General features: G+C 62.6%; 25 protein-coding genes. 10 read left to right on the top strand and 15 right to left on the bottom strand.

The features are described from left to right. Positions 1–89: 89 nt before the first annotated feature. From N0P34_RS09785 to ssb, 3 genes are all read right to left on the bottom strand, one after another. Entirely contained in the window at positions 90–1634 is a 1545-nt protein-coding gene (locus N0P34_RS09785; RefSeq protein ID WP_275606833.1) for an ABC transporter substrate-binding protein, read from the bottom strand. A gap of 424 nt (positions 1635–2058) precedes the next feature. Further along, entirely contained in the window at positions 2059–2988 is a 930-nt protein-coding gene (locus N0P34_RS09780; protein WP_275606832.1) for an aldo/keto reductase, read from the bottom strand. A gap of 127 nt (positions 2989–3115) precedes the next feature. Further along, on the bottom strand, positions 3116–3655 hold the full coding sequence (ssb, locus tag N0P34_RS09775) for a single-stranded DNA-binding protein (RefSeq protein WP_275606831.1): 540 nt from the start codon (positions 3653–3655) through the stop codon (positions 3116–3118). 305 nt (positions 3656–3960) lie between these two features. Here ssb and N0P34_RS09770 point away from each other — a divergent pair, with 305 nt between their 5' ends. The 9 genes from N0P34_RS09770 (at position 3961) to N0P34_RS09730 (ending at position 13546) form a co-directional block, all read left to right on the top strand. Continuing rightward, on the top strand, positions 3961–5457 hold the full coding sequence (locus N0P34_RS09770) for an acetyl-CoA hydrolase/transferase family protein (RefSeq protein WP_275606830.1): 1497 nt from the start codon (positions 3961–3963) through the stop codon (positions 5455–5457). A gap of 182 nt (positions 5458–5639) precedes the next feature. Further along, positions 5640–6023: a rhodanese-like domain-containing protein gene (locus N0P34_RS09765; RefSeq protein ID WP_275606829.1), complete on the top strand. Its 384-nt coding sequence runs from the start codon at positions 5640–5642 to the stop codon at positions 6021–6023. Between the two features lie 107 nt (positions 6024–6130). Beyond that, entirely contained in the window at positions 6131–6775 is a 645-nt protein-coding gene (locus N0P34_RS09760; protein ID WP_275606828.1) for a LysE family translocator, read from the top strand. A gap of 269 nt (positions 6776–7044) precedes the next feature. After that, positions 7045–9939 carry an excinuclease ABC subunit UvrA gene (uvrA, locus tag N0P34_RS09755; RefSeq protein WP_275606827.1) on the top strand — a complete coding sequence of 965 codons (2895 nt, stop codon included), beginning with the start codon at positions 7045–7047 and terminating at the stop codon, positions 9937–9939. Between the two features lie 530 nt (positions 9940–10469). Continuing rightward, entirely contained in the window at positions 10470–10622 is a 153-nt protein-coding gene (locus N0P34_RS09750) for a hypothetical protein (protein WP_275606826.1), read from the top strand. A 198-nt stretch (positions 10623–10820) separates the two neighbouring features. Continuing rightward, positions 10821–10970, top strand: coding sequence for a DUF1127 domain-containing protein (locus N0P34_RS09745; protein ID WP_275606825.1), 150 nt, complete (start codon positions 10821–10823; stop codon positions 10968–10970). A gap of 147 nt (positions 10971–11117) precedes the next feature. Further along, a complete protein-coding gene (locus N0P34_RS09740) occupies positions 11118–11678 on the top strand; it encodes a type 1 glutamine amidotransferase domain-containing protein (RefSeq protein WP_275606824.1) in 561 nt (186 codons plus the stop codon). 45 nt (positions 11679–11723) lie between these two features. Then, positions 11724–13106 carry a methylenetetrahydrofolate--tRNA-(uracil(54)-C(5))-methyltransferase (FADH(2)-oxidizing) TrmFO gene (gene trmFO, locus N0P34_RS09735; RefSeq protein WP_275606823.1) on the top strand — a complete coding sequence of 461 codons (1383 nt, stop codon included), beginning with the start codon at positions 11724–11726 and terminating at the stop codon, positions 13104–13106. Further along, a complete protein-coding gene (locus N0P34_RS09730; protein WP_275606822.1) occupies positions 13103–13546 on the top strand; it encodes a YiiD C-terminal domain-containing protein in 444 nt (147 codons plus the stop codon). The genes trmFO and N0P34_RS09730 overlap by 4 nt, the downstream gene beginning before the upstream one ends. A gap of 112 nt (positions 13547–13658) precedes the next feature. On the opposite strand, the gene N0P34_RS09725 is transcribed toward N0P34_RS09730, so the two are convergent. Genes N0P34_RS09725 through yajC form a run of 4 tightly spaced genes read right to left on the bottom strand, consistent with a single transcriptional unit; the run spans position 13659 to position 17861 of the window. Continuing rightward, positions 13659–14504, bottom strand: coding sequence for a phytoene/squalene synthase family protein (locus tag N0P34_RS09725; protein ID WP_275606821.1), 846 nt, complete (start codon positions 14502–14504; stop codon positions 13659–13661). Beyond that, positions 14504–14911 (bottom strand): MTH938/NDUFAF3 family protein, encoded by a 408-nt coding sequence (locus tag N0P34_RS09720; protein ID WP_275606820.1) that lies wholly within the window; start codon positions 14909–14911, stop codon positions 14504–14506. Before N0P34_RS09720 ends, N0P34_RS09725 begins: the two co-directional genes overlap by 1 nt. Then, positions 14895–17450, bottom strand: a complete 2556-nt coding sequence (gene secD, locus N0P34_RS09715) for a protein translocase subunit SecD (protein WP_275606819.1) — start codon at positions 17448–17450, stop codon at positions 14895–14897. The genes N0P34_RS09720 and secD overlap by 17 nt, the downstream gene beginning before the upstream one ends. A 57-nt stretch (positions 17451–17507) precedes the next feature. Beyond that, positions 17508–17861 (bottom strand): preprotein translocase subunit YajC, encoded by a 354-nt coding sequence (gene yajC / locus N0P34_RS09710; protein ID WP_275606818.1) that lies wholly within the window; start codon positions 17859–17861, stop codon positions 17508–17510. 247 nt (positions 17862–18108) lie between these two features. Here yajC and N0P34_RS09705 point away from each other — a divergent pair, with 247 nt between their 5' ends. Further along, positions 18109–18927 (top strand): ATP-binding protein, encoded by an 819-nt coding sequence (locus tag N0P34_RS09705; protein ID WP_275606952.1) that lies wholly within the window; start codon positions 18109–18111, stop codon positions 18925–18927. Between the two features lie 155 nt (positions 18928–19082). On the opposite strand, the gene N0P34_RS09700 is transcribed toward N0P34_RS09705, so the two are convergent. The 8 genes from N0P34_RS09700 to N0P34_RS09665 all read right to left on the bottom strand — a co-directional run bounded on the left by N0P34_RS09700 (position 19083) and on the right by N0P34_RS09665 (position 26278). Continuing rightward, a complete protein-coding gene (locus N0P34_RS09700) occupies positions 19083–19991 on the bottom strand; it encodes a M23 family metallopeptidase (RefSeq protein ID WP_275606817.1) in 909 nt (302 codons plus the stop codon). Between the two features lie 676 nt (positions 19992–20667). After that, entirely contained in the window at positions 20668–21435 is a 768-nt protein-coding gene (surE, locus tag N0P34_RS09695; protein ID WP_275606816.1) for a 5'/3'-nucleotidase SurE, read from the bottom strand. A gap of 3 nt (positions 21436–21438) precedes the next feature. Further along, positions 21439–22767 (bottom strand): serine--tRNA ligase, encoded by a 1329-nt coding sequence (serS, locus tag N0P34_RS09690; protein WP_275606815.1) that lies wholly within the window; start codon positions 22765–22767, stop codon positions 21439–21441. Positions 22768–22884: 117 nt separating this feature from the next. Continuing rightward, a complete protein-coding gene (gene tatC / locus N0P34_RS09685; RefSeq protein WP_275606814.1) occupies positions 22885–23715 on the bottom strand; it encodes a twin-arginine translocase subunit TatC in 831 nt (276 codons plus the stop codon). 2 nt (positions 23716–23717) lie between these two features. After that, entirely contained in the window at positions 23718–24443 is a 726-nt protein-coding gene (gene tatB, locus N0P34_RS09680) for a Sec-independent protein translocase protein TatB (RefSeq protein WP_275606813.1), read from the bottom strand. 53 nt (positions 24444–24496) lie between these two features. Continuing rightward, on the bottom strand, positions 24497–24709 hold the full coding sequence (locus N0P34_RS09675) for a twin-arginine translocase TatA/TatE family subunit (RefSeq protein ID WP_275606812.1): 213 nt from the start codon (positions 24707–24709) through the stop codon (positions 24497–24499). Between the two features lie 133 nt (positions 24710–24842). Then, on the bottom strand, positions 24843–25493 hold the full coding sequence (scpB, locus tag N0P34_RS09670) for an SMC-Scp complex subunit ScpB (protein ID WP_275606811.1): 651 nt from the start codon (positions 25491–25493) through the stop codon (positions 24843–24845). Then, positions 25490–26278, bottom strand: a complete 789-nt coding sequence (locus N0P34_RS09665; RefSeq protein ID WP_275606810.1) for a ScpA family protein — start codon at positions 26276–26278, stop codon at positions 25490–25492. The genes scpB and N0P34_RS09665 overlap by 4 nt, the downstream gene beginning before the upstream one ends. Positions 26279–26331: the final 53 nt, after the last annotated feature.

Here is a 26331-nt window from a genome sequence, read left to right as displayed (position 1 = left end):
CTTCCAGACGAAAGAAGGGGCCGCTTGCGCGACCCCTTCCCGTGCCCCGGCTGAGGCAGCCGGAGCACCGCCCATTATACTTGGGCTGATTATTTGAGGCGTGCCGTCCAGATGTCCAGCGCTTCGTCGCGGCGCGGCGTCCAGTCGATGCGGTCCGAAACACCATAGAAGTCCGGCTGGAAGTAGAGGAAAATCCAGGGCGCGTCGTCGTGATGGATGGCCAGCATTTCGTCGACGATCTTGCGCTCGGCGACTTCATCGCGGTCACCCAGCATGGCCCAGCGCTTTTCCCATTCCTCGTTCTTCCACATGCCGGTATTCACCGGCGCATCCCAGGAGGAGAACAGCGACATGTCGAAGATCGCGCTCCACAGCTGGCCACCCTGGCCGATGAAGAACATCGGGCCGGCGCGGTGCTCGCGCGCCATCGGCGAAAACACCGACATGTCCATCAGATCATTGGTGGTCTCGACGCCGACATCGCTCAGATATTGAGCAAGTGCCTGCTGCACCTGGCCGTCATTGAGATAGCGTCCCTGGGGACCCTGCATGGTGACGGTGAAGCGCACCCCGTCCTCGCCGCGCGGATAACCCGCTGCATCGAGCATTTCCTCGGCTTTGGCCGGATCATAGGGATAGGGCTTGATGTTGGGATCGCCCAGATTGGCAAGGCCATTGGCGCGTTCGCATTCGGTGCCCAGCAATTGCTTGCAGATGGTCGGCACGTCGACGGCCATGTTGAGGGCCTGGCGCACTTCTTTCTTCTTGATCGCTTCGCCTGCCGGGGTGCCGTCAAAGGCGCCCGAGAAATTGAAACCGGCGAACATGCGGCGCGTACCGGCAACCGACACTACCTTGGCGCGGCCCGAAGCGTTGACGACATCGCTCTGGTCAGGCGGAATATTGGTGGCGATATCGACATTGCCGGCCAGAAGTTCGGCCGTGCGCGTGCTCGATTCCGGGATCACCTTGAAGATCACGTTCTCGAACGGCACCTCTTCGAGGGTATACTGGTCGTTGCGGGTCAGCACGACACGGTCGGCGCGCACCCACTCCACCAGCTTGTACGGTCCAGAGGCAACCGGCGAAATCGCCGCTTCCTCGACGCTCAGCTTCTCGTAGCTGTCCTTGCAGTGGATGAGGATATCGGCCGTCATCCCCGCAACCGTCGAGGAATAGTTCTTCACCTGGAGGACCGCCACATCGGGCCCCTCGGCACGTGCACCGACAAAGCCGATGGACGAATAGGTAAAGCCGGGCACGTGGCCGATAAAGCCGTTGGCGGGATCGGCTGCACGGTTGAGCGTATAGGCGACGTCTTCGGCGTCCAGTGTCTCGCCGTCTTCGCACTTGAGACCCGGGCGGATCTTGAAGCTCAGCTCCGTGCCTTCGTCGTTCCACTCATAGCTCTCGGCAAAATTCGGAACGATCTCGCCTTCCGGCGTAACCGAAAGCAGCGTGCCCCACAGCGCCATCGCCACGTTCAGCGACGAGGCCTGGTTGAGCATGTCGGGCTCGAGCGACTCGATGTCGACAGACTGGGCAACGACCAGCGTGTTTTCTGATGGTTGAGCCAGGGCAGGCAGGCATGTTGCCAGCAACAATCCCGCTGCAATGCTTAGTCTAGATTTCATGGGTACTCCCTCCAAGGATACAGCCGGCGCAACACCGACGACAAACACCCAGCGACAACGGACCCCTTCTCCGTCACTCACTGTATGATTGCATACTGTATACATTCATAAAATGGAGCATCCCGACGTCTGTCAAGGGCGTTCAAGGGACTAGGATCCGCCAAGATCGAATTTATTGGCCGAGGCGACCGACCATGGCGCGGACGTTTCGCCGATCTGCGATGCAGGAGCCACGAGGATTGAACGTCGATAAGGGGGGAGTGGACAGCGCAACGCTGGTACGGCGATCTCACCGCACCAACGCTGTCCCAGATCTTTAGCGGGAAATTGTCACGCGCCCCGCGAGCGCATCGCACCGCGCGCCGTGGTCACTGGCCCGCGACTGAAATTTGACCATGTCGCCGGGCCACAGCCCGGCGATCTGTCACGGCACTTTATGTCCGGCAGCGCGAAACAGGCGGTACCATTCTTCGCGCGTCAGCTGGATATCGGAACCCGCGACGCAGTCGCGAACCCGTTCCGGCTTTGTCGTTCCAAGCACCACCTGGATATTGGCGGGGTGTCTGACGATCCAGGCAACGGCGATGCCCGTCGGCGTGACCTCGTATTTGCGCGCCAGTTCGTCCAGCACATCATTGAGTTCGGCAAAATTCTCCCGGTCACCGATGAAGACGCCCTTGAAAAAACCTTGCTGGAAAGGCGACCACGCCTGCAGCGTCATGCCGGTGAGGCGCGAATAGTCGAGCAGCCCCACATCGCGGGAAATGGATTGGTCGAGCCCGCCCATATTGGCGGCAATGCCCTGGGCAATCAGGTTCGCGTGCGGAATGCTCAGCTGCACCTGGTTGTAGACAAGCGGCTGCCGGACCGCCGTCTTCAAGACTTCGATTTGTCCGGGCGTGTGGTTCGAAACGCCAAACTGGCGCACCTTGCCCGACGCATGGAGCAGGTCGAACGCTTCGGCCACCTCTTCTGGTTCGACCAGCGCATCCGGGCGGTGGAGCAGGAGGACATCGAGATAGTCCGTCTTGAGAGCCGCCAGCGATCCATCCACCGCTTCCAGAATGTGTTCCTTGGAAAAATCGAACCAGCCGCGTCGGATGCCGACCTTGCTCTGGATGACGACGCGCTCGCGTTCGGCCGGAGAGAATGTCACCGCATCGCCAAAACGCTGCTCGCAGACATGGTCCTTGCCGCCATAGATGTCGGCATGGTCGAACACCGTAACGCCCGCCTCGATGGCACTATCGACCAGGGTCCGGATCGCATCATCCTCCATAGTGGTGATGCGCATGAGCCCCAGAACGACGCTTGAAACCTCCTGCCCTTCCGGCCCGACCTTGTAATTCCGCATACTATCCTCCTCGATAGAATCTGTGCTTGCTGTTCCAGCGCAGAAAAAAGGCCGCTTTCGCGGCCAATTTAATGTCATGGTCTAATTCCCGACGGAAATCTCCGCCGTCTTCCCGAATGAATCTCGATCAGAAGGGGATATCGTCGTCCATGCCGCCGGGCTCGAAGGCCGGTGCATTGGCCGCAGGCCGACGGGCGCCGCCGCCACCCGCATTGTTGTCGCGACCACGGAAGCCGCCATCGCCGCCCCCGCCATAGCCGCCGCCACCACCGCCGAAGCCGCCGCCTTCGCCACCACCGGCGCTGGCACCTTCGCCACGGCCGTCAAGCAGCGTCAGGTTGGAGTTGAATCCCTGCAGCACCACTTCGGTCGAATATTTGTCCTGGCCGGACTGGTCCTGCCATTTGCGGGTCTGCAGCTGGCCCTCGATATAGACCTTGCTGCCCTTGCGCAAATAACTTTCGGCCACGCGGGCAAGACCTTCCGAGAAGATCACCACGCGGTGCCATTCGGTCTTCTCGCGCTTCTCGCCGGTATTGCGGTCCTTCCAGCTTTCCGAGGTGGCGATGGAAAGGTTCACCACCTTGCCGCCGCTCTGCAGGTTCCGCACTTCCGGGTCATTGCCCAGATTGCCCACCAGAATAACCTTGTTCACGCTGCCAGCCATGGCGCTATCCCTTCCAATTCAGTCCCGCCCGGGTTCGGTCGCAGGACCCTCACAAATCTCTCGACCCGTCGCCGCCATATCCCGCGCGGGGCCTCTTGGGCTCATCTTAGCCTCTTTCGCGGCGACAGAATGAACAATTCTACCGACGCCCACATCTTTCCAATCGAGCCTAACCAGCTGACACCAATTAATGTTCACTATATGTTCCAGTCAGCGCATAGTCAATATTGTTACTTGACCCCTCGGCGAAGCCTTGATTTTGGAGGCCCCGGACGCAGATGGTTATGACAATGAGGAGATCGCCAATGGGCGACTTGACCACCCGCATCCGCCATCCCGACCTCATGGGCCGCATCATGACGCCCGAGGCCGCCGCCGCGCTGATCGAGGACGGCATGGTGATCGGCATGAGCGGTTTTACCAAATCCGGCGATGCCAAGGCCGTTCCGCTGGCGCTGGCCGCCCGCGGTCATACCGATCCCTTCAAGATCACGCTGATCACCGGCGCCTCGCTCGGCCACGAAATCGACCGCAAGCTGACCGAGGCCGGCGTCCTCGCCCGCCGCATGCCCTTCCAGGCGGACCCGACCCTGCGTAAGGCCATCAACCGCGGCGAGGTCATGTTCATCGACCAGCATCTGAGCGAGACGGTGGAGCATCTGCGCTCCAACCAGCTCGGCCCGGTCGACTACGCCATCATCGAGGCCGCCGCCATCACCGAGACCGGCGCCATCGTCCCCACCACCTCGATCGGCAATTCGGCCAGCCTCGCCATCCTGGCCAAGAAGGTCATCGTCGAGATCAACCTCGCCCAGCCGCTCGGGCTCGATGGCCTGCACGACATCTACATTCCCTCCAAGCGCCCCACCCGCGCCCCGATCCCGCTCATGGCCTGCGACAGCCGCATCGGCACGCCCTATGTCGAGATCCCGCCCGAAAAGATCGCGGCCATCGTCGTCACCGACACCGTGGACAGCGCCTCGAGCGTGGTTCCCGCCGATGACGACACCCGGGCCATTGCCCGCCATCTCATCGGCCTGCTCGAGCGCGAGGTCGCGAGGGGCCGGCTCAATCTCTCACTGCAGCCCCTCCAGGCCGGCGTCGGCTCCATCGCCAATTCCGTGCTTCAGGGCCTCGCCGACGGCCCCTTCCACAATCTGCGCATGTATAGCGAGGTCCTGCAGGACTCCACCTTTGACCTCTTCGATGCCGGCAAGCTCACCTTTGCCTCGGCCTCCTCCTTCAGCCTCAGCGCCCCCTACGCCTCGCGCATCTATGAGCATTTCGAGCGCTACAAGGACAAGCTGGTCCTCCGCCCACAGGAAATCTCCAACCACCCGGAAGTCATCCGGCGCCTGGGCATCATTGGCATCAATACCGCGCTCGAATTCGACATCTATGGCAACGTCAATTCCACCCATGTCGACGGCACCATGATGATGAACGGCATTGGCGGTTCCGGCGATTTCGCCCGCAATGCCTATCTCTCGATTTTCGTCACCAAATCGCTGGCCAAGGATGGCGCCATTTCCTCGGTCGTCCCCATGGTCAGCCATGTCGACCACACCGAGCATGATGTCGATATTCTCGTCACCGAGATCGGTCTCGCCGATCTGCGCGGCCTCGCCCCGCGCGAGCGCGCCCGGATCATCATCGACAATTGCGTGCACCCCACCTATCGCGACCAGATGAACGACTATTTCACCCGCGCCCTGGCCCGCGGCGGCCACACCCCGCATATCCTCGAAGAAGCCTTCTCCTGGCACACCCGCCGCCAGCAGACAGGCACCATGAAGGCCTAGGCCACAGCCAGGCGCACGCCCGGCGACATGAGCACCGCTGCCACCTTACGCCCGATGCATCCCTCCCCCTGACCAGGGGGAGGTTAGGTGGGGGTCCTTCACCACACCTCAGAAATACCGGCCTCGCTTCCGCCACGCCCCGGCCCTATCCTCACGCCACAACCAGCCAGGGAGAACTCCACATGCCCACCAATGTCAAAGACATGCTTGCCGCAGCCAATGCCGAGGTGCCCCGCATTTCCGCCGACGAAGCCCACCGCATGGTCAAGGAGCAGAACGCTGTCATCGTCGACGTCCGCGATCCCGCTGAGCTGGCTGCCGCCGGCAAGATCCCCGGCTCGGTGAACATCCCTCGCGGCATGCTCGAATTCCGCGCCGATGCCACCTCGCAATATCACGACGCCAATCTCAGCCCCGATCGCCCAATCATCCTCCATTGCGCCTCCGGCGGACGCTCCGCCCTCAGCGGCGCGACGCTGCGCCAGATGGGCTACACCAATGTCCACAATCTCGGCGGTTTCAAACCCGATTGGGTCGACGCGGGCGGCGAAGTCGAAAAAGTCTGACGCCCGGCTGGCCTGCCGACCACTCCCGGCAAGGCATTCCGGATTGTTCCTGACACGCCCTGTCAGCACACCTCGTCCATTCCCCGGTCACACCTGGGGGATGGAACATGGATTACGCACAAGCGCTCTGGATCTACACGATCCTCGTCTTCGGCATCATCGTCGTGCCGGGCATGGACATGTTCTACATTCTCGCCAACGCCCTCACTGGTGGCCGGCGTCTCGGCTTCGCGGCTCTTGCCGGTGTCATGCTGGGCGGTGCTGTCCATGCCCTTTTCGGCGCGGTGGCGGTGGGCGTCCTGGCCCAGCTTCCCAATGCGCTGTTCCAGGCCATGGTGCTTGTCGGCGCCGCCTACATGGCCTGGATCGGCTATACGCTCCTGCGCAGCGCCATTACTGTCGAAGGCATCGGACAGGCGACAACCCGCACCGATTGGTCTGCCTTCCGCCAGGGCGCCATTACCTGCCTTCTCAATCCCAAGGCCTATCTCTTCGTGCTGGCGGTCTTCCCCCAGTTCCTTCGCCCCGAATTCGGCCCGGTCTGGACCCAGGCAATCGCTCTTGGCATCATCACCGTCCTGATGCAGGGCGCTGTCTACGGCGCCCTGGCGCTGGCCGCCGGCCGGGGCCGCGACGCACTGGTCGGCAATCCCGCCGCCACGATCTGGATCGGCCGGGCAGCCGGCGCGCTCTTTATCGTCGTCGCCCTCTTCACCGCCTGGCATGGGCTGACCATGTCAATTGCCGGCTGATCATGGCCCCGAACGCTCCTGACAGCGTCTGTCAGCGCCATCCCGCATAGCGACTTGACCGAATCCCGGATGTTCTGCAAATGTTCACAAGATCAAACGTGCTTTTGCTGGCGCTTCGGGACACGCTAAGGTGAAAGCCGGCTGCGCAAGCCCGAGAAGACGACGGCTTGCAGCCCGGCCCCGCTACGCTTATCTGATGGGCTCTCCAGCCCCTCTTGCCCCCTTTGCTGCTGTGCCTTTCATCGGCACGACAAGCCACGGACGTGAAAATGAAGTCTATGCCCAGTCAGAACCGCGAGATCATTGTTCGCGGCGCGCGTGAACACAATCTGAAGGGCATTGACGTCAAACTGCCGCGCGACAGCCTCATCGTGATGACGGGACTTTCGGGCTCGGGCAAATCCTCGCTCGCCTTCGACACCATCTATGCCGAGGGTCAGCGCCGCTATGTGGAGAGCCTCTCCGCCTATGCGCGCCAGTTCCTCGAGATGATGCAGAAGCCCGATGTCGAGCACATCGAGGGCCTGTCGCCCGCCATTTCCATCGAGCAGAAGACGACCTCGCGTAACCCGCGCTCGACCGTTGGCACCGTCACCGAAATCTATGATTACCTGCGCCTGCTCTATGCGCGCGTGGGCATTCCCTATTCGCCCGCCACCGGCCTTCCCATCGAAAGCCAGACCGTGTCGCAGATGGTCGACAAGGTGCTGGAGCTGCCCGAAGGCACGCGGCTTTATCTGCTGGCCCCGATCGCGCGCGGCCGCAAGGGCGAATACAAGAAGGAACTGGCCGATCTCATGCGCAGGGGCTTCCAGCGCGTCAAGATCGACGGCGAATATCACGAGATCGAGGAAGCGCCCGCGCTCGACAAGAAGTTCAAGCACGACATCGAGGTCGTGGTCGATCGCCTCGTCGTCTCACCAGACATTTCCGGACGCCTTGCCGAAAGCTTCGAGACCGCCCTCAAGCTCGCAGATGGCATTGCCCTGGTTGAACTGGCCGACGAGAAAAACGAAGACGGCACGCCGCGCCAGATCACCATGTCGGAAAAATTCGCCTGCCCGGTCTCCGGCTTCACCATTGCCGAGATCGAGCCGCGTCTTTTCTCCTTCAACAATCCCTTTGGCGCCTGCCCGGTCTGCGATGGCCTGGGCACGGAGCAGAAGATCGATCCCGATCAGATCGTGCCCGATCCCACCCTGTCATTGCGCGACGGTGCCATCCTGCCCTGGTCCAAGACCAGCGCGCCTTTCTATCTCCAGACCCTGCAGGCCGTGGCGCGCCACTTCGGCGCCTCAACCGGCACCGCCTGGAACGAGCTGCCCTTCGAGGTTCAGCACGCGGTTCTCTACGGCACCGACAAGACCAAGATCGACTTCGTCTATGACGATGGCCTGCGCCAGTACAACACCTCAAAAGTGTTCGAAGGCGTCATCGGCAACCTTGAGCGCCGCTACAAGGAAACCGAAAGCGCCGGCATGCGCGAAGAGATCGAGAAATACATGTCGGCCAAGCCCTGCGTGGCCTGTGGCGGCTATCGCCTCAAGCCGGAATCGCTGGCCGTCAAGATCGATGGCTTGCACATCGGCAAGGTCACCGAGATGTCGATCCGCAATGCCAGCAAATGGTTTGTGGGCCTTTCTGAAAAGCTCACCCCCACCCAGAGCCAGATCGGCGAGCGCATCCTCAAGGAAATCCGCGAGCGCCTGAACTTCCTCAACGATGTGGGCCTCGAATATCTCTCCATGTCGCGCAATTCCGGCACGCTGTCGGGCGGCGAGAGCCAGCGCATCCGTCTTGCCAGCCAGATCGGCTCGGGTCTCACCGGCGTTCTCTACGTTCTCGACGAGCCCTCCATCGGGCTGCACCAGCGGGACAATGCCCGCCTGCTCGAAACTCTTCAGCGCCTGCGCGACCTCGGCAATACCGTTATCGTCGTCGAGCACGATGAGGACGCGATCCTGACCGCCGATTATGTCCTCGACATCGGCCCCGGTGCGGGCGTTCACGGCGGCCATATCGTCGCCGAGGGCACGCCCCAGGACATCCTCAATCACCCCGACAGCCTGACCGGTAAATATCTGTCGGGCCGCATGGGCATTCCCGTTCCGGCAGAGCGCCGCGAAGGCAAGAAGGGCAAGTCCCTGTCTGTGAAGGGGGCCACCGGCAACAACCTCAAGAATGTCTCGGTCGACATTCCCCTGGGCCTCTTCGTCGCCATTACCGGTGTGTCCGGCGGTGGCAAGTCGACCCTCATGATCGACACCATGTACCAGGCCATCGCCCGCCGCCTCAATGGCGCCCGCGTCGTCCCGGCCCCGCATGAATCGCTCACCGGGCTCGAATTCCTAGACAAGGTCATCGACATCGACCAGTCGCCGATCGGCCGCACGCCGCGGTCCAATCCGGCGACATATACCGGAGCCTTCACGCCCCTGCGCGAGTGGTTCGCCAGCCTGCCGGAAGCGAAAACTCGCGGTTATGGCCCGGGCCGCTTCTCCTTCAACGTCAAGGGCGGGCGCTGCGAGAAGTGCGAGGGCGATGGCGTCCTCAAGATCGAAATGCACTTCCTGCCCGACGTCTACGTCACCTGCGACGTCTGCAAGGGCAAGCGCTACAATCGCGAGACGCTCGAAGTCCAGTTCAAGGGCAAATCGATCTCCGACATCCTCGACATGACCATCGACGAGGGCGTCGACTTCTTCTCGGCCGTGCCGGTTATCCGCGACAAGTTCGCGACGCTCCAGCGCGTCGGCCTCGGCTATGTGAAGATCGGCCAGCCCGCCACCACCCTTTCGGGCGGCGAGGCCCAGCGCGTCAAACTCTCCAAGGAGTTGTCCAAGCGCGCCACCGGCCGCACGCTCTACATGCTCGACGAGCCGACGACCGGACTCCATTTCCATGACGTAGCCAAGCTTCTTGAAGTGCTGCATGAACTCGTCGACGGCGGTAACACCGTCATCGTCATCGAGCACAATCTCGAAGTCATCAAGACTGCCGACTGGATCATCGACCTTGGCCCCGAGGGCGGCGACGGCGGCGGCGAGATCGTCGCCAGCGGCACGCCCGAGGACGTCGCGTCCAATTCGCGCTCCCACACTGGCCACTTCCTCAAGGAAGTCATGGAACGCCGCCCCCACTTCGCCACCCGGGCAGCTGAGTAAGGTCGGCCGACACACACTGCACCACCACAGGATCATCCCCGCGAACGAGGAGGCCACTGTGAGGTGGGTAAGGCTAACGACGGTGCCAAAGTCGAAGAGCCGCCTCTGACGCAGAATAGTCCGTGGGCACCGAGCTGGACCAAGTGTCAACGGCTCATCGGCTCATGCGCCTCCCTCCCCCTCCGTGGGGAGGGATTGAGGGTGGGGGTCTGTGAGCCACGACCTCTCCCTAGACCTCCTTCCCCCTATGCCACGTAGCGCCCCCGGTGAGGCGCCGTGCCGCATGTCCGCGCCATTCACACTGCACCTCTCTAAATGCTAGCACTCTGCTAACAAATCGGGGCCTCGTGCGACTGCACTCACGGCAATGCCCGCAGATTGACCACTGCCCTCATTTTCGGCATCTTTCAAACACCGTGAAAAACCGCCATGCGCCTCATGCATGCGGCGCCTGCTTTCTCTGCTCTGGCGACACCTCGCAAATCGGCCCATCTTCGATGTGCTGCAACCAGCCCTGAGGGAATATGACCATGTTCGTGCGTGCCGTTTGGCGCCTGAAGCGCCTGGTCGACATCAAGCAGCAATTGCGGGAAATGGACGTCCCCACCACGCGAGATGCCGACATGCTGGGGGTTAGCGGGCCTGACTTCTCTAAGATGACACGGTCGCTCTTCGACCGTTAGGCCTCAAAGCCGCCCCGAAATTCCCTGTGGCCGCCGGATTGCCGTCCGGCGGCCACAGCTTTGCCCGGAGGCTTAACGAAAGCTGAACGGGCAGGATTAACGACTTGCAGAAAACGCATAGCTTCTCTGATCAATTTCCATCTGCTCACCGTCCGAGCCCCGTCCTATATACATTCTCGTAAACGAAAGGGACTTCAAATGGACATCCGCAAGACTTTCAAGAAATGGGCCGCCTATCAGCAGACCGTGCGTGAACTGGCCGCTCTCGACAATCGTCAGCTCAGCGATTTGGGCATCGTGCGTACCGATATCAATCGTATCGCCCGTGACCATGCCAATACGCTCTAAAACTATACTGACGAATATTACAATCCGAACGCCCGCTTCTCACTGAGACGCGGGTGTTTTCTTTTGCCTACTCCGTGATCGACAATCGCGGAACCATCGACTCCACGCCCCGTTGGCTGAACACCCCCCAACAGATGGAGTTTTCCGATGAAAGACCTCACAGGCAAATCGATCGCGATCCTCGCCACCCATGGCTTCGAGCAGTCCGAACTCCAGGTCCCGCTCGAGAAATTGCGTGGGGCCGGCGCCAGGGTCGACATCGTCTCCCTTAAGTCCGGCGCGATCAAGGGCTGGGACAAGGATGACTGGGGCGAGAGCGTTCCCGTCGACAAGACCCTCTCCGACGTCAAAGCCGACGACTACGACGCCATCGTCCTCCCCGGCGGCCAGATTAATCCCGATCTCCTGCGAGTCGAGCAGTCAGCGCTCGATTTCATAAAATCCTTCTGGGACGACAAGAAGGTCGTCGCCGCAATCTGCCACGCACCATGGTTGCTGGTCGAAACCGGCATCATCAAGGGCCGCAAGGTCACCTCCTACCCCTCCGTCAAGACCGATGTGATCAATGCCGGCGGGGTCTGGGAAGACAGCGCCGTCGTCACCGACCAGGGCCTCGTTACTTCCCGCAACCCGGGCGATCTCGACGCCTTCTGCGACAAGATCGCCGAAGAAATCAACGAAGGCCGTCACGAACGACGCGCCGCTTGAACTCGCCCATTGCCGGGGCATGGCGGGCTTGGTATTTGGCTCGCCATGTCACAAGAACCAATTCATATCATCGGCGGCGGCCTCGCAGGCTCAGAAGCCGCTTGGCAGGCAGCTGAATCCGGCGCCCAGGTCATCCTCCACGAGATGCGCGGCGTCAAAGGGACCGACGCCCACAGCACGGACAGCTTTGCCGAGCTGGTCTGCTCGAACAGCTTCCGCTCAGACGATCACGAGCACAACGCGGTCGGCCTTCTCCACGAGGAGATGCGCCGCTGCAATTCGCTGATCATGAAGGCAGCCGATGCGAGCAAACTGCCCGCCGGCGGGGCCCTCGCCGTGGATCGGCATGGCTTTTCAGCGCTCGTCACCAAGGCGCTCGAGGATCACCCCAACGTCACCATCCGGCGCGAGGAAATCGCCGGTTGGCCGCCCGAGGACTGGCGTCACGTCATCATCGCCTCTGGCCCCCTGACCTCTCCTGCCCTGGCGGAAGCGATCCTTGCCAAGACCGGCGAGGATTCCCTCGCCTTCTTCGATGCCATCGCCCCCATCGTCCACTATGACAGCATCAACCACGACATCGCCTGGAAGCAGTCGCGCTATGACAAGGTCGGCCCCGGCGGCAATGGCGCGGACTATCTCAATCTGCCGATGGACCGCGACCAGTATTTTGCCTTCGTCGAGGCGCTGAAGACCGCCCCGCTGCACGAATTCAAGGATTGGGAAAAGGTCCCCTATTTCGATGGCTGCCTGCCCATCGAAGTCATGGCCGAGCGCGGCGTCGAAACCCTGCGCCACGGTCCTATGAAGCCGGTCGGCCTGACCAACCCGCGCAATCCGACGGTAAAACCCTACGCCATCGTCCAGCTCCGCCAGGACAATGCCCTGGGCACGCTCTGGAACATGGTCGGCTTCCAGACCAAGATGCGCTACGGCATCCAGGCTGAAATCTTCCGCATGATCCCGGGCCTCGAAAACGCGCAGTTCGCCCGCCTCGGCGGCCTGCATCGCAATACGTTCATCAACTCGCCCAAGGTCCTCGGGCCCGATATGCGTCTCAAAGCCGATCCACGCATCCGCTTTGCCGGCCAGGTCACCGGCGTCGAGGGCTATGTAGAAAGTGCCGCCGTCGGGCTGATTACCGGCCGCATGACCGCGGCCGAGGCCCGTGGCGAAAGCCTGGCCGTACCGCCGCTCACCACGGCTCTCGGCGCCCTAATCGGCCACGTCACCGGCGGGCATATCGAGGCCGAAAGCTATAGTGGCGCCCGCTCGTTCCAGCCGATGAACGTCAATTTCGGCCTCTTCCCCGAGGTCGAGATTTCCAAGCCCGAAGGCGTCACCCGCTGGCGGGGCACCGAAAAGACCATGGCCAAGCGCAAGGCCATCACCAGCCGCGCCCTCGAAGATCTGAAGGCCTGGCAATGACCGCCTCGGCGCTGGAGGCCTATCTGCATGCCCATATCCCGATCACCCGGGCCATGGGCGTGCGGGCCATCAGCGCCGGAGCAGATCGCGTGGAGCTCGCCGCTCCGCTCGAACCGAACATTAATGTCCACGGCACCGCCTTTGGCGGCAGCGGCGCGACCCTTGCCCTGCTGGCCGCCTGGTCGGTGCTGCACCTGCGGCTCGAGGCGGAGGCCATCGCCAATCGCGTCGTCATCCAGCGTTCCACGACCGATTATCTCCTGCCCGTCGGCGGCGATTTCACTGCGGTAGCGAGCCTCGATGGACAAGACATCGGCCCCTTCCTCGAAATGCTCCGCCGCCGCGGCCGGGCCCGGCTCGCAGTGTCGGCAGACCTCATGCTCGAAGGAAAGCTGGCCGGTCGCCTGACCGGCGACTTCGTGGCCCTTTCAGAGCACTAGAGCGCTTCCGGCAAAATTGGAAACGGCTTCGCGGTTGGGAAAGGCGACAATAAAAGGGCTTTGAGCAATTTCATCGTTTCCACGAAACGGTGAAACGCTCCGAAATCCCGTCTCAACGCCCGCGCAAAGCCCACCAGCTGATCCGGCCGATCTTGCGCCAGTCCGGCTCTTCGGCGGGAATGGCAAAAGGCCCGGCGCTGCTCTGCTCCCAGCGGCGCAATTGCGCCTCCACCACGGGATAGATGGCAAAGGCCGGCCGCAGGCTCTTGGGAAGGCCTCCGATGGCGATGCGCGCCTTGTCGAGATGCTCCTGCGCCAGCTCGGCGATCTGCCCCAGCGCGGCCTGCAGCCCTTCGCTGTCCGTCCCTGAGAAGATTTCCCCCTCCTGGACGCCATTCGCCGCAAAGATCGACCAAGGCAGCATGATGCGGCCCTGCGATGCCAGATGGCCAAAGGCTCGCAAATGGCCGACCATGGCCTGCGCCACGCCCAGATGCCCTGCGGCATCGCCCGGCTCCACCGGCGCACCGTCGTTGAGGATCATCGCCGCCAATTGCAGCAGCGTCGATGCCGTCTCCCCGGCATAGCCCTCAAAGCTCTGCAAATCCGGCATCGGATCGTCGTAGAGGTCGAACCGGCGCGCACCGATCAGGCGCAGCAGGGTTCCAGCCGGAAGCCCGTATCGTGCGAGCGTCACGAGCAACGCGTCCGCGACCGGGTTCTGCCTGATATCGCCGTGCCCTGGGCCGCTGAGCGCATCATTCCACCACTGCAGCCGAATTTCGCCTGCTGCAGGGCCGCTTATGCGCTGGCGAATGGCGGCGACTTCGGCGCTGAATGCCAGGATCGCCGTCACCCCATCGCGTCCACCCGCAGGCAGCACCAAGGTAGACAGATAGCGGTCGCGATCAAGCTCCCGAAGCGTATTCGCCGCCTGCACAAAACTGCCGTCCGTCATCAGCGGGCGTTCTCGACAGCGATGAACGCCGCCGCCACGGCGCGCTGTTCGGCCAGCAGCACATTATAGGTGCGCACCGCGCTGCCCGTGTTGACGGTCTCGATGATCACCTGACGCTCGCGAAACGCCTGCCGAATGGCCGGATCGATGGCCGCGATATCGGAACCGAGGCCAATCAGCAGCACGTCGATACTGTCCGCGATCTCCAGCACCGGGGCGAGGCTCTCGAGCGTCACTTCGGCTGCGCCGGTCACGGCCCAGCCCTGCATGCCCGAAGGCAGGCAGAGCAAGGAACCGCGATGAGACAGATCGGCAAAGCGAAACCCGCCATTGCCATAGGCATCGATGCCGACCTGGTGCGGATAATGCGCCGCACCAGCAAGGCCAGGGTCAGACGGATGCGCCATCCGCCGACTTTTCCTTCTTGGCCGCTGCCAGCTCGGCGTCGGTCTTCTGCTTGAGGCCGAAATTGATCAGGATCGGCCCGTTGATGATGATCGAGGAGTACATGCCCACCAGCGAACCGAAGGTCATGGCGATCGTGAAGCTGCGCAGCGACTCGCCACCAAACAGCACCAGCGGCACGAGCGCGAGCAGAAGCGTGAACTGGGTCAGCGACGTGCGCACGATGGTCTGGTTGATCGACAGGTCGATCAGCTCGGGAAGCGGCATCTTTCGATACTTGACGAGGTTTTCACGGATACGGTCGGATATGACCACCGTCTCGTTGAGCGAAATACCTACCAGCGTCAGAACCGCCGCAATGGATGAGAGGTTGAACTCTAGCCCAGCGATCGCGAACAACCCGATCGTCATGATCAGATCGTGGCTCGTCGTGGTCACAGCCGCCATGGCGAACTGCCATTCGAAACGCACCCAGATATAGATCAGGATGGCCGCCAGCGAGATGATCACGGCGATGGTGCCTGTCCAGGCCAGTTCTCCTGAAACCGTGCCACTCACAGCTTCGGTTCGGCGCACCTCATAATTGTCCGCCGCAAGCGCGTCCGTCACCAGCGTCACGGCGCGTTGGTCGGCCTCGCGTCCACCCTCCTGGGCCTGCACGCGCACCAGCACGTCTTCAGGCGTGCCAAAACCCTGGATCTGGATTTCGCCGACGTCGAGATCGCTCAGCAGCGAACGGACGTGTCCGACATCAGCCGGCCCGCCCACATGCTGAACCTCGATTGCGGTGCCGCCGACGAAGTCGATGCCGAAATTGAAGCCCTTGAAATAGGCGGCGCCGATGGACACGATCGTCATCACGATCGAGAGCGCGATCACCGTCCGCGAGATCTTCATGAACGGAATCTTGGTGCCGTCCGGAATGAAACGGAAGTGCTGGATCTTCAGCACCTTCGGCCGGACGATCCGGAACCACTGGCCCACCTGGAACGAGGTCACGGTGTAGGAGGTGAACAGGGACGTCAGAATGCCCAGGCCCAGCGTCACCGCAAAGCCCTGCACCGGGCCGGAGCCCATGAAGTAAAGCACCACGGCCGCAACGAGCTGGGTCAGGTGCGAGTCGATAATCGTGCCCCAGGCACGCTCGAAGCCCGCCTGGATCGCCTGAACCGGCGATTTGCCCGCCGCCTGCTCTTCGCGCATGCGTTCATAGATCAGCACGTTGGCGTCCACGGCCATGCCGATGGTCAAGACGATACCGGCAATACCGGGCAACGTCAGCGTCGCCCCAAGGGTCGAGAGCGCCGCGAAGATAAGGATGATGTTGAGGATCAGCGAAACGTTCGCAAAAACACCCCAGATGCCATAGGCAATCACCATGAAGGCGAGCACCAGCACGGCGGCGATCACGCCGGCGGTGAGGCCGGCCTGGATCGAATCGGCGCCCAGGCTGGCGTCGACAGTGCGTTCTTCGACGACGTTGAGGCTCGCCGGCAGGGCGCCGGCGCGCAGCAGAACTGCGAGGTCGTTGGCGCTGGCGGTCGTGAAGCTGCCGCTGATCTGGCCCGAACCGCCGGTGATCGGCTGGTTGATAACCGGCGCGGTGATCACCTGGTTGTCGAGCACGATGGCAAAGCGCTGGCCGACATTGCGCGACGTGATTTCACCGAACGTGATGGCGCCGCGCGTGTCGAACTTGAAGCTGACGACAGGGATACCCTGCTGCTGGTCATAGGCCGGCTGGGCATCGACGAGCGATTCGCCGCCCAGCGCTACGTCTTCATAGATCAGTTCGCTGCCGCCGGTCTGGCTGGGCAGGATCATCGTGCCGGCCGGAAGGCCCTGCGCCTCGGCCTGTGCCGCGGTCATGCCCGGATAGACCATGTGGAAGGTCAGGCGAGCGGTCTGCGAAATGATGTTTTTCAGGCGCGTGGAATCGCCGAAGCCCGGGACCTGCACGAGAACGCGCGTGTCGCCCTGGCGCTGGATGGATGGCTCGGTCGTGCCCAGCTCGTCGATACGGCTGCGGATGACTTCCATCGACTGGGCCACCAGCGAACTCATGCGCTGGGTGATGCCTTCGGGCGTCAGCGTGATGGTCAACCGACCGTCCAGCGTCTCGCCAAAGGAGAATTCATCGGTCCCCACGCCACCGAAGAGCGTGTTGCTCAGCGAGTTCTGGAGGCCGCGAATGGCTGTTTCGGCCTGCGGCTTCTGGGTGGGATCGGTCAGCTCGATGTAGAGCGCGTTGCGCGCCTCATCGGTGGTGATGATATTGCCGATGCCGTTCTGGTTGGCGAGCACGTTGCGCGCATCGCGTCGCACGTCGCTCAAGCGTTGGCGGACAATACCCTCACGGTCCACTTCGAGCAGCAGATGCGAGCCGCCCTGCAAGTCGAGACCCAGGACCATGCCCTGCTTGGGGAACCACCCCGGCAACGCATCGAGCGTCGATTTGGGGAGGAAGTTGGGAACGGCGAAGAGAATCCCCGCGATCGCAACGAGCAGAATCAGGGCTGCGCGGAACGGCGAATGCTGCATTTTAGGTCCTGGAAAAGGCGAAAGCCGGGGCTGCTGGGCCCCGGCTGAAAACTGTGTTTAGGCAGGCTTGTTGTCGTTGACCGGCTCGGCCTTGGACCGCACATCGGCAACCATGCCGCGCACGACCTTGACCTTGACGCCCTGCGAGATCTCCACTTCGAGATCTTCGCCATCAACGGCCTTCGTCACCTTGCCGATGAGGCCACCTGTGGTAACGACCGTATCGCCCCGGCGAATGGCCGACAGCATGGCCTGCTGGGCCTTGAGACGCTTCTGCTGCGGGCGGAAGATCAGCAGCCAGAAGATCACCACCAGCAATGCGATCGGCATCAGCTGGATGAGGATATCGGCAAACCCTCCGGGGCCGGCAGCGGCACCTGCGTCCTGCGCGAAGGCGGGCGTTACGAACATTAAGCAAACTCCTTATTGTTTCTTCTTGGCATTTGGAGGAATGGAGCGGCGACAGCTGTGAGCCATAAACTGGACGCCATCGGGGTCTTGTGCACTTGCGCCCCAGCCAGAAATCGCGCGGACTATACATTTGGGCCCTCGTGATTGCAAAGCCAATCAGGGGCAAGTGAATGACCGCGCCGAAACGAGGGAAGTTGCCGTGAAGACCGAAGACTATCTGGACCGAATTGCTGGTGCACTCGAGGAGATTGCACGCGCACTCGATCTGCGGAACCAGCCGCCGGCTTCCTTCCAGCTGGACGAAGCCGATGCTTACCACTGGCAGGGCGAAGCCGGCACGCTCCTTCCGGTCCCGCGCGTCAGCCGGGTGCCCCTTGCGATGCTGCGGGGCATCGACCAGGTCCGCGACATTCTCCTGCGCAATACCGAGCAATTCGCCCGCGGCCACGGCGCCAACAATGCCCTGCTCTGGGGCGCCCGCGGCATGGGCAAGTCGTCCCTCGTCAAGGCCATCCACGCCGATATCGAATCGCGGACCGGCTTTGAGCGCCTCATCCTCATCGAAATCGCCCGCGAGGATCTCGAGACCCTGCCCCAGCTCATGCGCGCCATTTCCGGCCAGCCGGCGCGCTTCATCGTCTTTTGCGACGACCTCAGCTTCGACAGCGGCGAAACCAGCTACAAATCGCTGAAAACGATCCTCGATGGCGGGCTCGAAGGCCGGCCCGACAACGTGCTCTTCTATGCCACCTCCAACCGTCGCCACCTGATGCCGCGCGACATGATCGAGAATGAGCGCTCGACGGCCATCAATCCCAGCGAAGCGGTCGAGGAAAAGGTCTCGCTCTCCGACCGCTTCGGCCTCTGGCTCGGCTTCCACAATTCAGACCAGGACAATTACCTCGCCATGGTCTCCGGCTATGCCCAATATTATGGCCTTGCCGTCGACGCCGAGACCCTGCGCGCCCGGGCCATCGAATGGGCCGCCACGCGCGGCGCCCGCTCCGGCCGCGTCGCCATCCAGCTCGTGCGCACCCTCGCGGGTGAGGAAGGCAAGACTGCCTGACCGCCCGGGCGGTTCACCCACACTGTCATCCCCGCGAAAGCGGGGACCTCCATTTCGCGATGGCAGGGTCACCCTTCAAACGCCCTGCCCCCAAAAAACAAAAAGCCCTCCCCCGGATCCGGGAGAGGGCTCAATTGTAAAGGCCTGTCAGCCGATCAGCTTGCCAGCAGCGGCACCGGATCGACCGGGGTCGCACCTTTGCGCAGCTCGAAATGCAGCTGCGGCTTGGACACCGAGCCGGTCATGCCCACGGCGCCGATATTGTCGCCGCGACTGACCACTGCGCCCTTGGCCACGCTCATGCTCTTGAGGTGGGCATAGGCGGATACGAAGCCGTTCGGGTGACGGATAAGGATCAGGTTGCCATAGCCCTCGACGCCCGAGCCGACATAGATCACCGTGCCGTTTTCGGCAGCCTTGACGGTCGAGCCTTCCGGCACGTCGATATTGATACCGGTGCCGCGCGATGCCGCAAAATCGACGATCACGCGACCGCTTGCGGGCCAGCGGAACTTGTCATTGCCGGACATTGCCGGCTCGGCAGGCGGCACATTGGCGACCTGCGTCGGCTGGGCCTGGGTCGGCGCCGCAGTCGGAGCCGGCTGCGTCGTTGGCACGGTTGCCACCACGGGGGCGGGCTGCGCCGTCGGCTGGGTGAGCGGCGCGGGCGCCGAGGCCGGCGTCGGAGCGATGGCAGCGACCTGGGTGGGGGCCGAATTTTGCGGCGTACGGATCAGGTCCGGACGGCCCGGAATGATGATGCTCTGGCCGACCACGATCTTGTCGGGCGAGCTCAGATTATTGGCCTGCACCAACGCCTGGGTGGTCACGTCATAGCGGCGGGCGATCGTATAGAGCGACTCGCCACCGGCGATGGTGTGCGTGTATGCGCCGCCACTGGACGTCGCCGGTGCGGAAACCGGCACGCTGCTATTGACCGGCAGTGCGGCGGTCGTGGTTGCGCCTGGATTGGCGGCGGGCATAGGCATGCTGCCCGGAGTGGCACCGAGAGCAACTGCGGCCGGAGCCGATGGCATGGGGGCGAAGGTTTGTGTTGCGGGCATGGCTTGCGGGGTTCCCATGGAAGCGGAATTACTCAGTACAGGAAGATCCTGGGATTGGACCGTGGGCGCGCTTGCCCCGAGCGCGACGGGCGACGTGGCCCCCATCGGCTGAGCGAAGCCCGACTGCACGGGCGACATTTGTTGAGCACCTCCGCCCCACGCTGATCCGACCGGAGCGGGCGGCAAGAACTGCTGCTCGGCAACCTGCATGGCCTGGGGAGCACCCAGGGAGGATGGCATGGGCTGATTAAGCGTGGGCGGGGCGGATTGCGCGACCGAACCGGTAACGGTTGGATCGCCGAAACTGCGCGATCCGAGACTGGAGCAACCAGAAAGTCCGACGGCAGTCACGACCAGACCAGCCAGGACAACCGCGCCTTTGGGGACCCTGAGGGACAGGCTTTTACGCATGGGCTCACTCGTACGCAGGTACTTAACAACTGAGTGAAAGCTACGCCGGTAAGGTAAAGACGAGTTTAAAGCCGATGCGTTTTGAGTGAAATCCCAGCCGCCCAATTGTCAATTGGGTAAGGTTAAGATCGTCCCAGACACCGCACGACGCCGGAGACGATTTCCCACGGCACCGGCTCCGGGCGCGACGCTTGAGTACGACCGGAGACAGATTGGCCGTCTCCGGAATTTTTCCTTATGCGACAGGATGATAGAAAAGGGAGGCCTAGCGTCCCTTGAGCGCGATCGTCCCCAGCCGGTCGAGCGCCGCGTCATGGCTCTGCTGCAGACCGAACGGCGTCACCGTGATCCGATTACCCCGGCGCAGCACTTCGAAATCGGCTTCCGGATCGAGCGGCATCGGCGTTTCGGGAATGGCGACGAAGAATTTTCCTTCATTGTCGCTCGGATAATAGCGGAACGGCGAGCGCGAGAACCGCTGATGGGCAACGGCTGCAATGCCCGCCACCTCTTCAGGTGCGCAGAACGGGAAATTGACGTTGTAGAACACGTCGTGCCCGCCCTTGGCCGCCAGGATTGCCTTCACTGTCGCCGCTCCGAACCGGCTGGCATTGGACCAGTCGACTGTGCGGCTCACCTCGTAATTCATCGCCTGGCTCATGGCGATGCCGATGGCGCCCTGGAGGGCACCCTCGCGAGCACCCGCGGCCGTGCCGGAGCAATTGACGATATCGCCGAGATTCTGCCCCGCATTGACGCCGGACAGGACCAGATCGGCCGGCTTGTCGCCGAGAAGATGGGTCATCCCCACGACGACGCAATCGGCGGGCGAGCCGCCGATCACAGCAAAGCGGCGCGGTCCGCGTTCCTCGAGCGAGAGTTCCCGACCGAGCGTAAAACGGTGGCTGGCGCCCGATTGATTGCCGTCGGGCGCCACGATCCAGACATCGTCGGACAGCGACTGGGCAATCTGCGCCATGATGGCGATGCCGGGCGCATCCACACCATCGTCATTGGTGATGAGGATGCGCATGGTCTATTTGCTCCCGATGACGGTGAGGCCGCCCATATAGGGCTGCAGCACTTCAGGAACCAGCACGGAGCCGTCTTCCTGCTGATAGTTTTCGAGCACCGCGATGAGGCACCGGCCGACAGCCGTACCCGAGCCGTTCAGCGTGTGAACATAGCGCGGCGCCTGTTTCTCGCCGGACGGGCGATAGCGGGCTTCCATGCGGCGGGCCTGGAAATCCCCGCAGACCGACACGGACGAAATCTCGCGATAAGTGTCCTGCCCCGGCAGCCACACTTCCATGTCATAGGTGCGGCGGGCGCCAAAGCCCATGTCACCAGTGCAGAGCTTCATCACCCGATAGTGGAGGCCCAGCTTCTGCAACACCGCTTCGGCAGCGGCGAGCATGCGCTCATGCTCGTTCTCGGCTTCTTCCGCCGTCGTGATGGCGACCAGCTCGACCTTGTTGAACTGATGCTGGCGCAGCATGCCGCGCGTATCGCGACCGGCGGAACCGGCCTCGGAGCGGAAGCACGGCGTCAGCGCAGTAAAGCGCAGCGGCAGTTCTTCCTCGGAGAGAATGGATTCTCGTACGAAATTGGTCATCGGCACTTCGGCCGTCGGGATCAGCGCAAGTCGACCATCGCCATGCGGCGTGAAGAACAGATCTTCCTCGAACTTGGGCAACTGTCCGGTGCCGAACAGCGCGTCGTCGCGCACGAGGACCGGCGGCTGCACTTCGAGATAGCCGTGTTCGGTCGTGTGCAGATCGAGCATGAACTGCCCAAGGGCGCGCTCCAGACGGGCGATCTGCCCCTTGAGCACCACGAACCGGCTGCCCGATAGCTTGGCTGCGGTTTCAAAATCCATGTTCTTTTCAACGACGCCGATGTCGAAATGCTCCTTCGGCGCGAAGCCGAAACTCGGCTTGGCCGGGCGCACTTTTGCAGCAGTCTCGGCAGAACCGTTCTGGCCGAAATATTCGACATTGTCGCTCTCGTCGTCGCCCTCGGGCACGTCGTCGAACGCCATGTTGGGCAAAGCCGACAGGATGTCGCGCAGTTCCTTTTCGACAGCCCGCTCTTCGGCTTCACCGCTCGGGATGAACTCCTTGAGCTTGGCGACTTCCGCCATCAGCTCGGCGGCCTTGGCCTCGTCCTTCTGGGCCTTGGCCTGGCCGATCTGCTTGGAAAAGGCGTTGCGCTTTTCCTGCGCCTCGTTGAGACGCACGATGATCTGGCGGCGGCGCTCGTCGATGGCGATGAGATCGGAAGAGCGGACGGACACGTTCTTGCGCTGCGACATGGCCTTGTCGAAGGCGTCAGGATTGTCTCTGATCCACTTGATATCGAACATCGGTGCTCACGGGCCCCTGCCCGCCTCTGGTTGGACGCAGGTCGAAGGGTTCAAGACCCGGGGCACGCCTGCGAGCGCCACGGGCACAATGTGCTGTGCCCGCTTGGCGCGGCACAGCTATTCGGAGGATGAGCCGTTGAGCTCTTTTTCCTGGGCGGCGAGCGCGGCTTCACGCCGTCTCTGAATCCACCGGACCGAAAGAATGGAGAGTTCGTAAAGTCCATACATCGGCAGCGCAAGACCGATCTGCGAAATCGGATCGGGCGGGGTGATGAAGGCGGCGACGATCAATATGCCCACGATCGCATAGCGCCGGCCCTTCTTGAGCTGATCGACATTGATCAGGTCGATCTGGGCCAGAAGCGTCAGCACGACCGGCAGCTGGAAGCAGACGCCAAAGGCCAGGATCAGCGTCATCGCAAGCCCGAGATATTCGGACACCTTGGCGAGAAGCTTGATCTCGTCGGTCTGCATGCCGGCGAAGAACCCTAGCGCCATGGGCAGTACGACGAAATAGACCATCAGCGCACCCATCAGGAAGAAAACGGGGGTCGCGACCAGGTAGGGCACCAGCGCCCGGCGCTCATGCTTATAGAGACCCGGGGCCATGAAGCCGTAGATCTGGGTCGCCAGATAGGGGAAGCCGAGGAAAATGGCGCCAAACAGGGCCAGATTGAGCTGGGTGAAGAAGAATTCCTGCGGGGCCGTATAGATCAGCTGCATGTCGCCCGGATCGGCATAGATCGACCGATAGGGGTTGAGCAGGATATCGAAGATATTGCCGGCCAGCAGGAAGCACACGACCATCAGCACGACGATGGCGATGGCGCAGCGGATCAGGCGCTTGCGCAGCTCGATCAGATGTTCGAGCAGAGGCGCCTCGCTCCCTGCGAGCTCGTCCTCGACGTCCTTGCTCTTGTCCGTGATCTGGGACTTTACCTCAGCCATCGTCAATTCTTCTCTGCCGGATCAGTCGGCTTCTTGCGGGGAGCGCGAGGCTTTGCGGCCGGCTTTTCAGTGGCGACGACTTCCGCCGGGTTCGCAGCTTTGGCCCGCGATGCCCGCGGCTTCTTGGCCGCCGGAATAACGGCATTGTCGTCCGATGCGGTCGCGGCACTCTTGAGCGGCGCACGCGGCTTCACACTCGCCGGAGCCGGCGGCGGCACGGGAACGCTGGCCCCGACCGTCGGCAGATCGCTGGCGACGACGGGCGCGGTGGGTGCCGGCGTGGCGCTGGGTGCCGGGGTCACCTGCGCGGCCTTGATCGGCTGCGTCGGCTTAAAGCCGGCCTCGGCCGCGATTTCATCATTGGTTTTCTTGGGCGCCGGGGGCATGCCGGCGGCATTGCGCAGTTCGTCCACCACGCTCTCGGCCTTCGGATCGGCGGGCTTGATCACCCCGCTGGGCTTTGGCCCGGCAGGCGTCATCGCGTTGAATTCGCGACGGATTTCGTCGGCCGACTTTTTCAGCGGCTCCGTGATCGAATTGCGCAGATTGCGGACCTCATCGAGGCCGGTGGAACGGTTGATTTCGCGCTGGAATTCATTGCCCATGCGCTTGATCTGGCCCATCACCTTGCCGATACGCCCCATGACGATCGGCAGGTCTTTCGGTCCAATAAAGATCAGCGCAACGACGCCGATCACCAGCATCTCTGTCCAGCCTAGGCCGAGCATATGGATAGTCTCCGAGAGCCCTCGCGACGGGCGCGGTCAGCAGAAAGACGCGCTCAGGCGTCTTTGCTCTTGTCCACTTCACGAGCGTCGACCTCGGCGGTCGTCGCTACACGTTCGACCGGCTTGTCGTCGTCCCGCATACCCTTCTGGAAGGCTTTGATGCCGGAGGCAACTTCACCCATCATGCCAGAGATCTTCCCGCGACCAAACAGCAGAATGACCACCACGGCGACGACAAGAATGCCCCAAATAGACGGCGCGTGCATATTTTTCTCCCTGGATATTCATAGAACGCGTTACACGCGGCTTGATAACCGAGAAATAGGTTCAATCTCCGGCGAACACAAGGAAATGTTCCCCACTGCGGCTCATCAATGCGTGTTGCTCCACACCATGGCGTTACTGGCCCTCTTCGCCTTCGCCGGGATCGTCGGGGTCGAGGGCATCTTCATCGTCCCGCAGCGCGCCCGTGAACGGCAATGGAATCTGCAGCTCCGGCGGCAGCATGCCGGATAGCAGTCCCGCCCCCTTGAGATCGTCGATCCCCGGCAGATCGGTCAGTGCCTCAAGCCCGAAATGGTCCAGAAACGCCTCCGTCGTGCCATAGGTCACCGGCCGGCCCGGCGTCCGCCGCCGCCCGCGCATGCGTACCCAGCCGGTTTCGAGCAACAGATCGAGCGTTCCCTTGCCCGCCGCAACCCCGCGCACTTCCTCGATCTCGGCCCGCGTCACCGGCTGGTGATAGGCAATGATGGCCAGCGTTTCGAGCGATGCCCGGGTCAGGGGTCGCGTTTCGGCCTGCTCGCGCCGCAGCAAATGCCCCAGATCCTCCGCCGTCCGGAATGCCCATCCGTCCCCCCGGCGCACCAGATTGACGCCGCGCGGGGCGTAGCGTTTCTGCAATTCGAGCAGCAATTGGCGCACATTGGCGCCCTCGCCCAAATAAGGCGCGAGGTCGGCGGCATGCACCGGTTTGTCCGAGGCAAACAATAGCGCCTCGATCACGCGCAACTGCCGCTCGCGCACTTCGGGAAGATCATCCTCGCTCATGATTGGTCTTTGGCCCGCCGCCTGAGGAATATGGGCTCAAAGGTGCCGCCCTGCCGGATGTCGATTTCGCCCTGCCGCACCAGTTCCAGCGTAGAGGCGAAGCTCGATGCCCTCACCGTGCGCCGCTCTTCCGGCCGGGCGAGATATTCGGCGAGGCACTGGTCGAGCGCCATCCACTCGCCACTCTCCCCGATCAGCCGCTGCAAGATGTCCCGCGCCTCCTGCAGCGACCAGACCGTCCGCGTCGCCGGCCGGTAATCGACCACGGCGTTTCGTTCCCGCTGGCTCGAATAGGCCTTGAGCAGTTCGTAATAATTCGCTTCCCAGATCGAACGGCGGGCAATCTGGATCGCCTCCGGCGCCCCGCGCGCATGCACATGCACGCCAAGAAGGCTTCGCCCCATCAGCCGGCTCGCCGCCAGCCGCATCGCCTCCAGCCGCTTGAGCCGAAACTGCAGCATCGCGGCCAGCATCTCGCCGGAAGGCTCGTCGTCGCTGGCGGTCTGCGGCACCATCAGCCGGCTCTTGAGATAGGCCAGCCACGCCGCCATCACCAGGTAGTCGGCGGCGATCTCGATGCGCTTCTCGCGGATCGTCTCGATGAATTTGAGATATTGTTCGGCCAGTGCCAGGATGGAAATCGAGGCAAGATCGACCTTTTGCCGCCGCGCCAGGTCGAGCAGCAAATCGAGCGGGCCCTCATAGCCCCCGACATCGACATGCAGCACGTCCTCGGCGTCGGGCTGTGCCGGAGCGTCGATCCAGTCCGCCTGCAGCCCCGTCATTGGCCGTTCCTGAAAAAGCATGATGCACCCTCGCCATCCTTGGCGGCTGGCGC

It is taken from the genome of Devosia sp. FJ2-5-3 (genome assembly GCF_029201545.1).
Lineage (GTDB): Bacteria > Pseudomonadota > Alphaproteobacteria > Rhizobiales > Devosiaceae > Devosia.
This window is presented reverse-complemented; position numbering and strand designations above follow the sequence as displayed.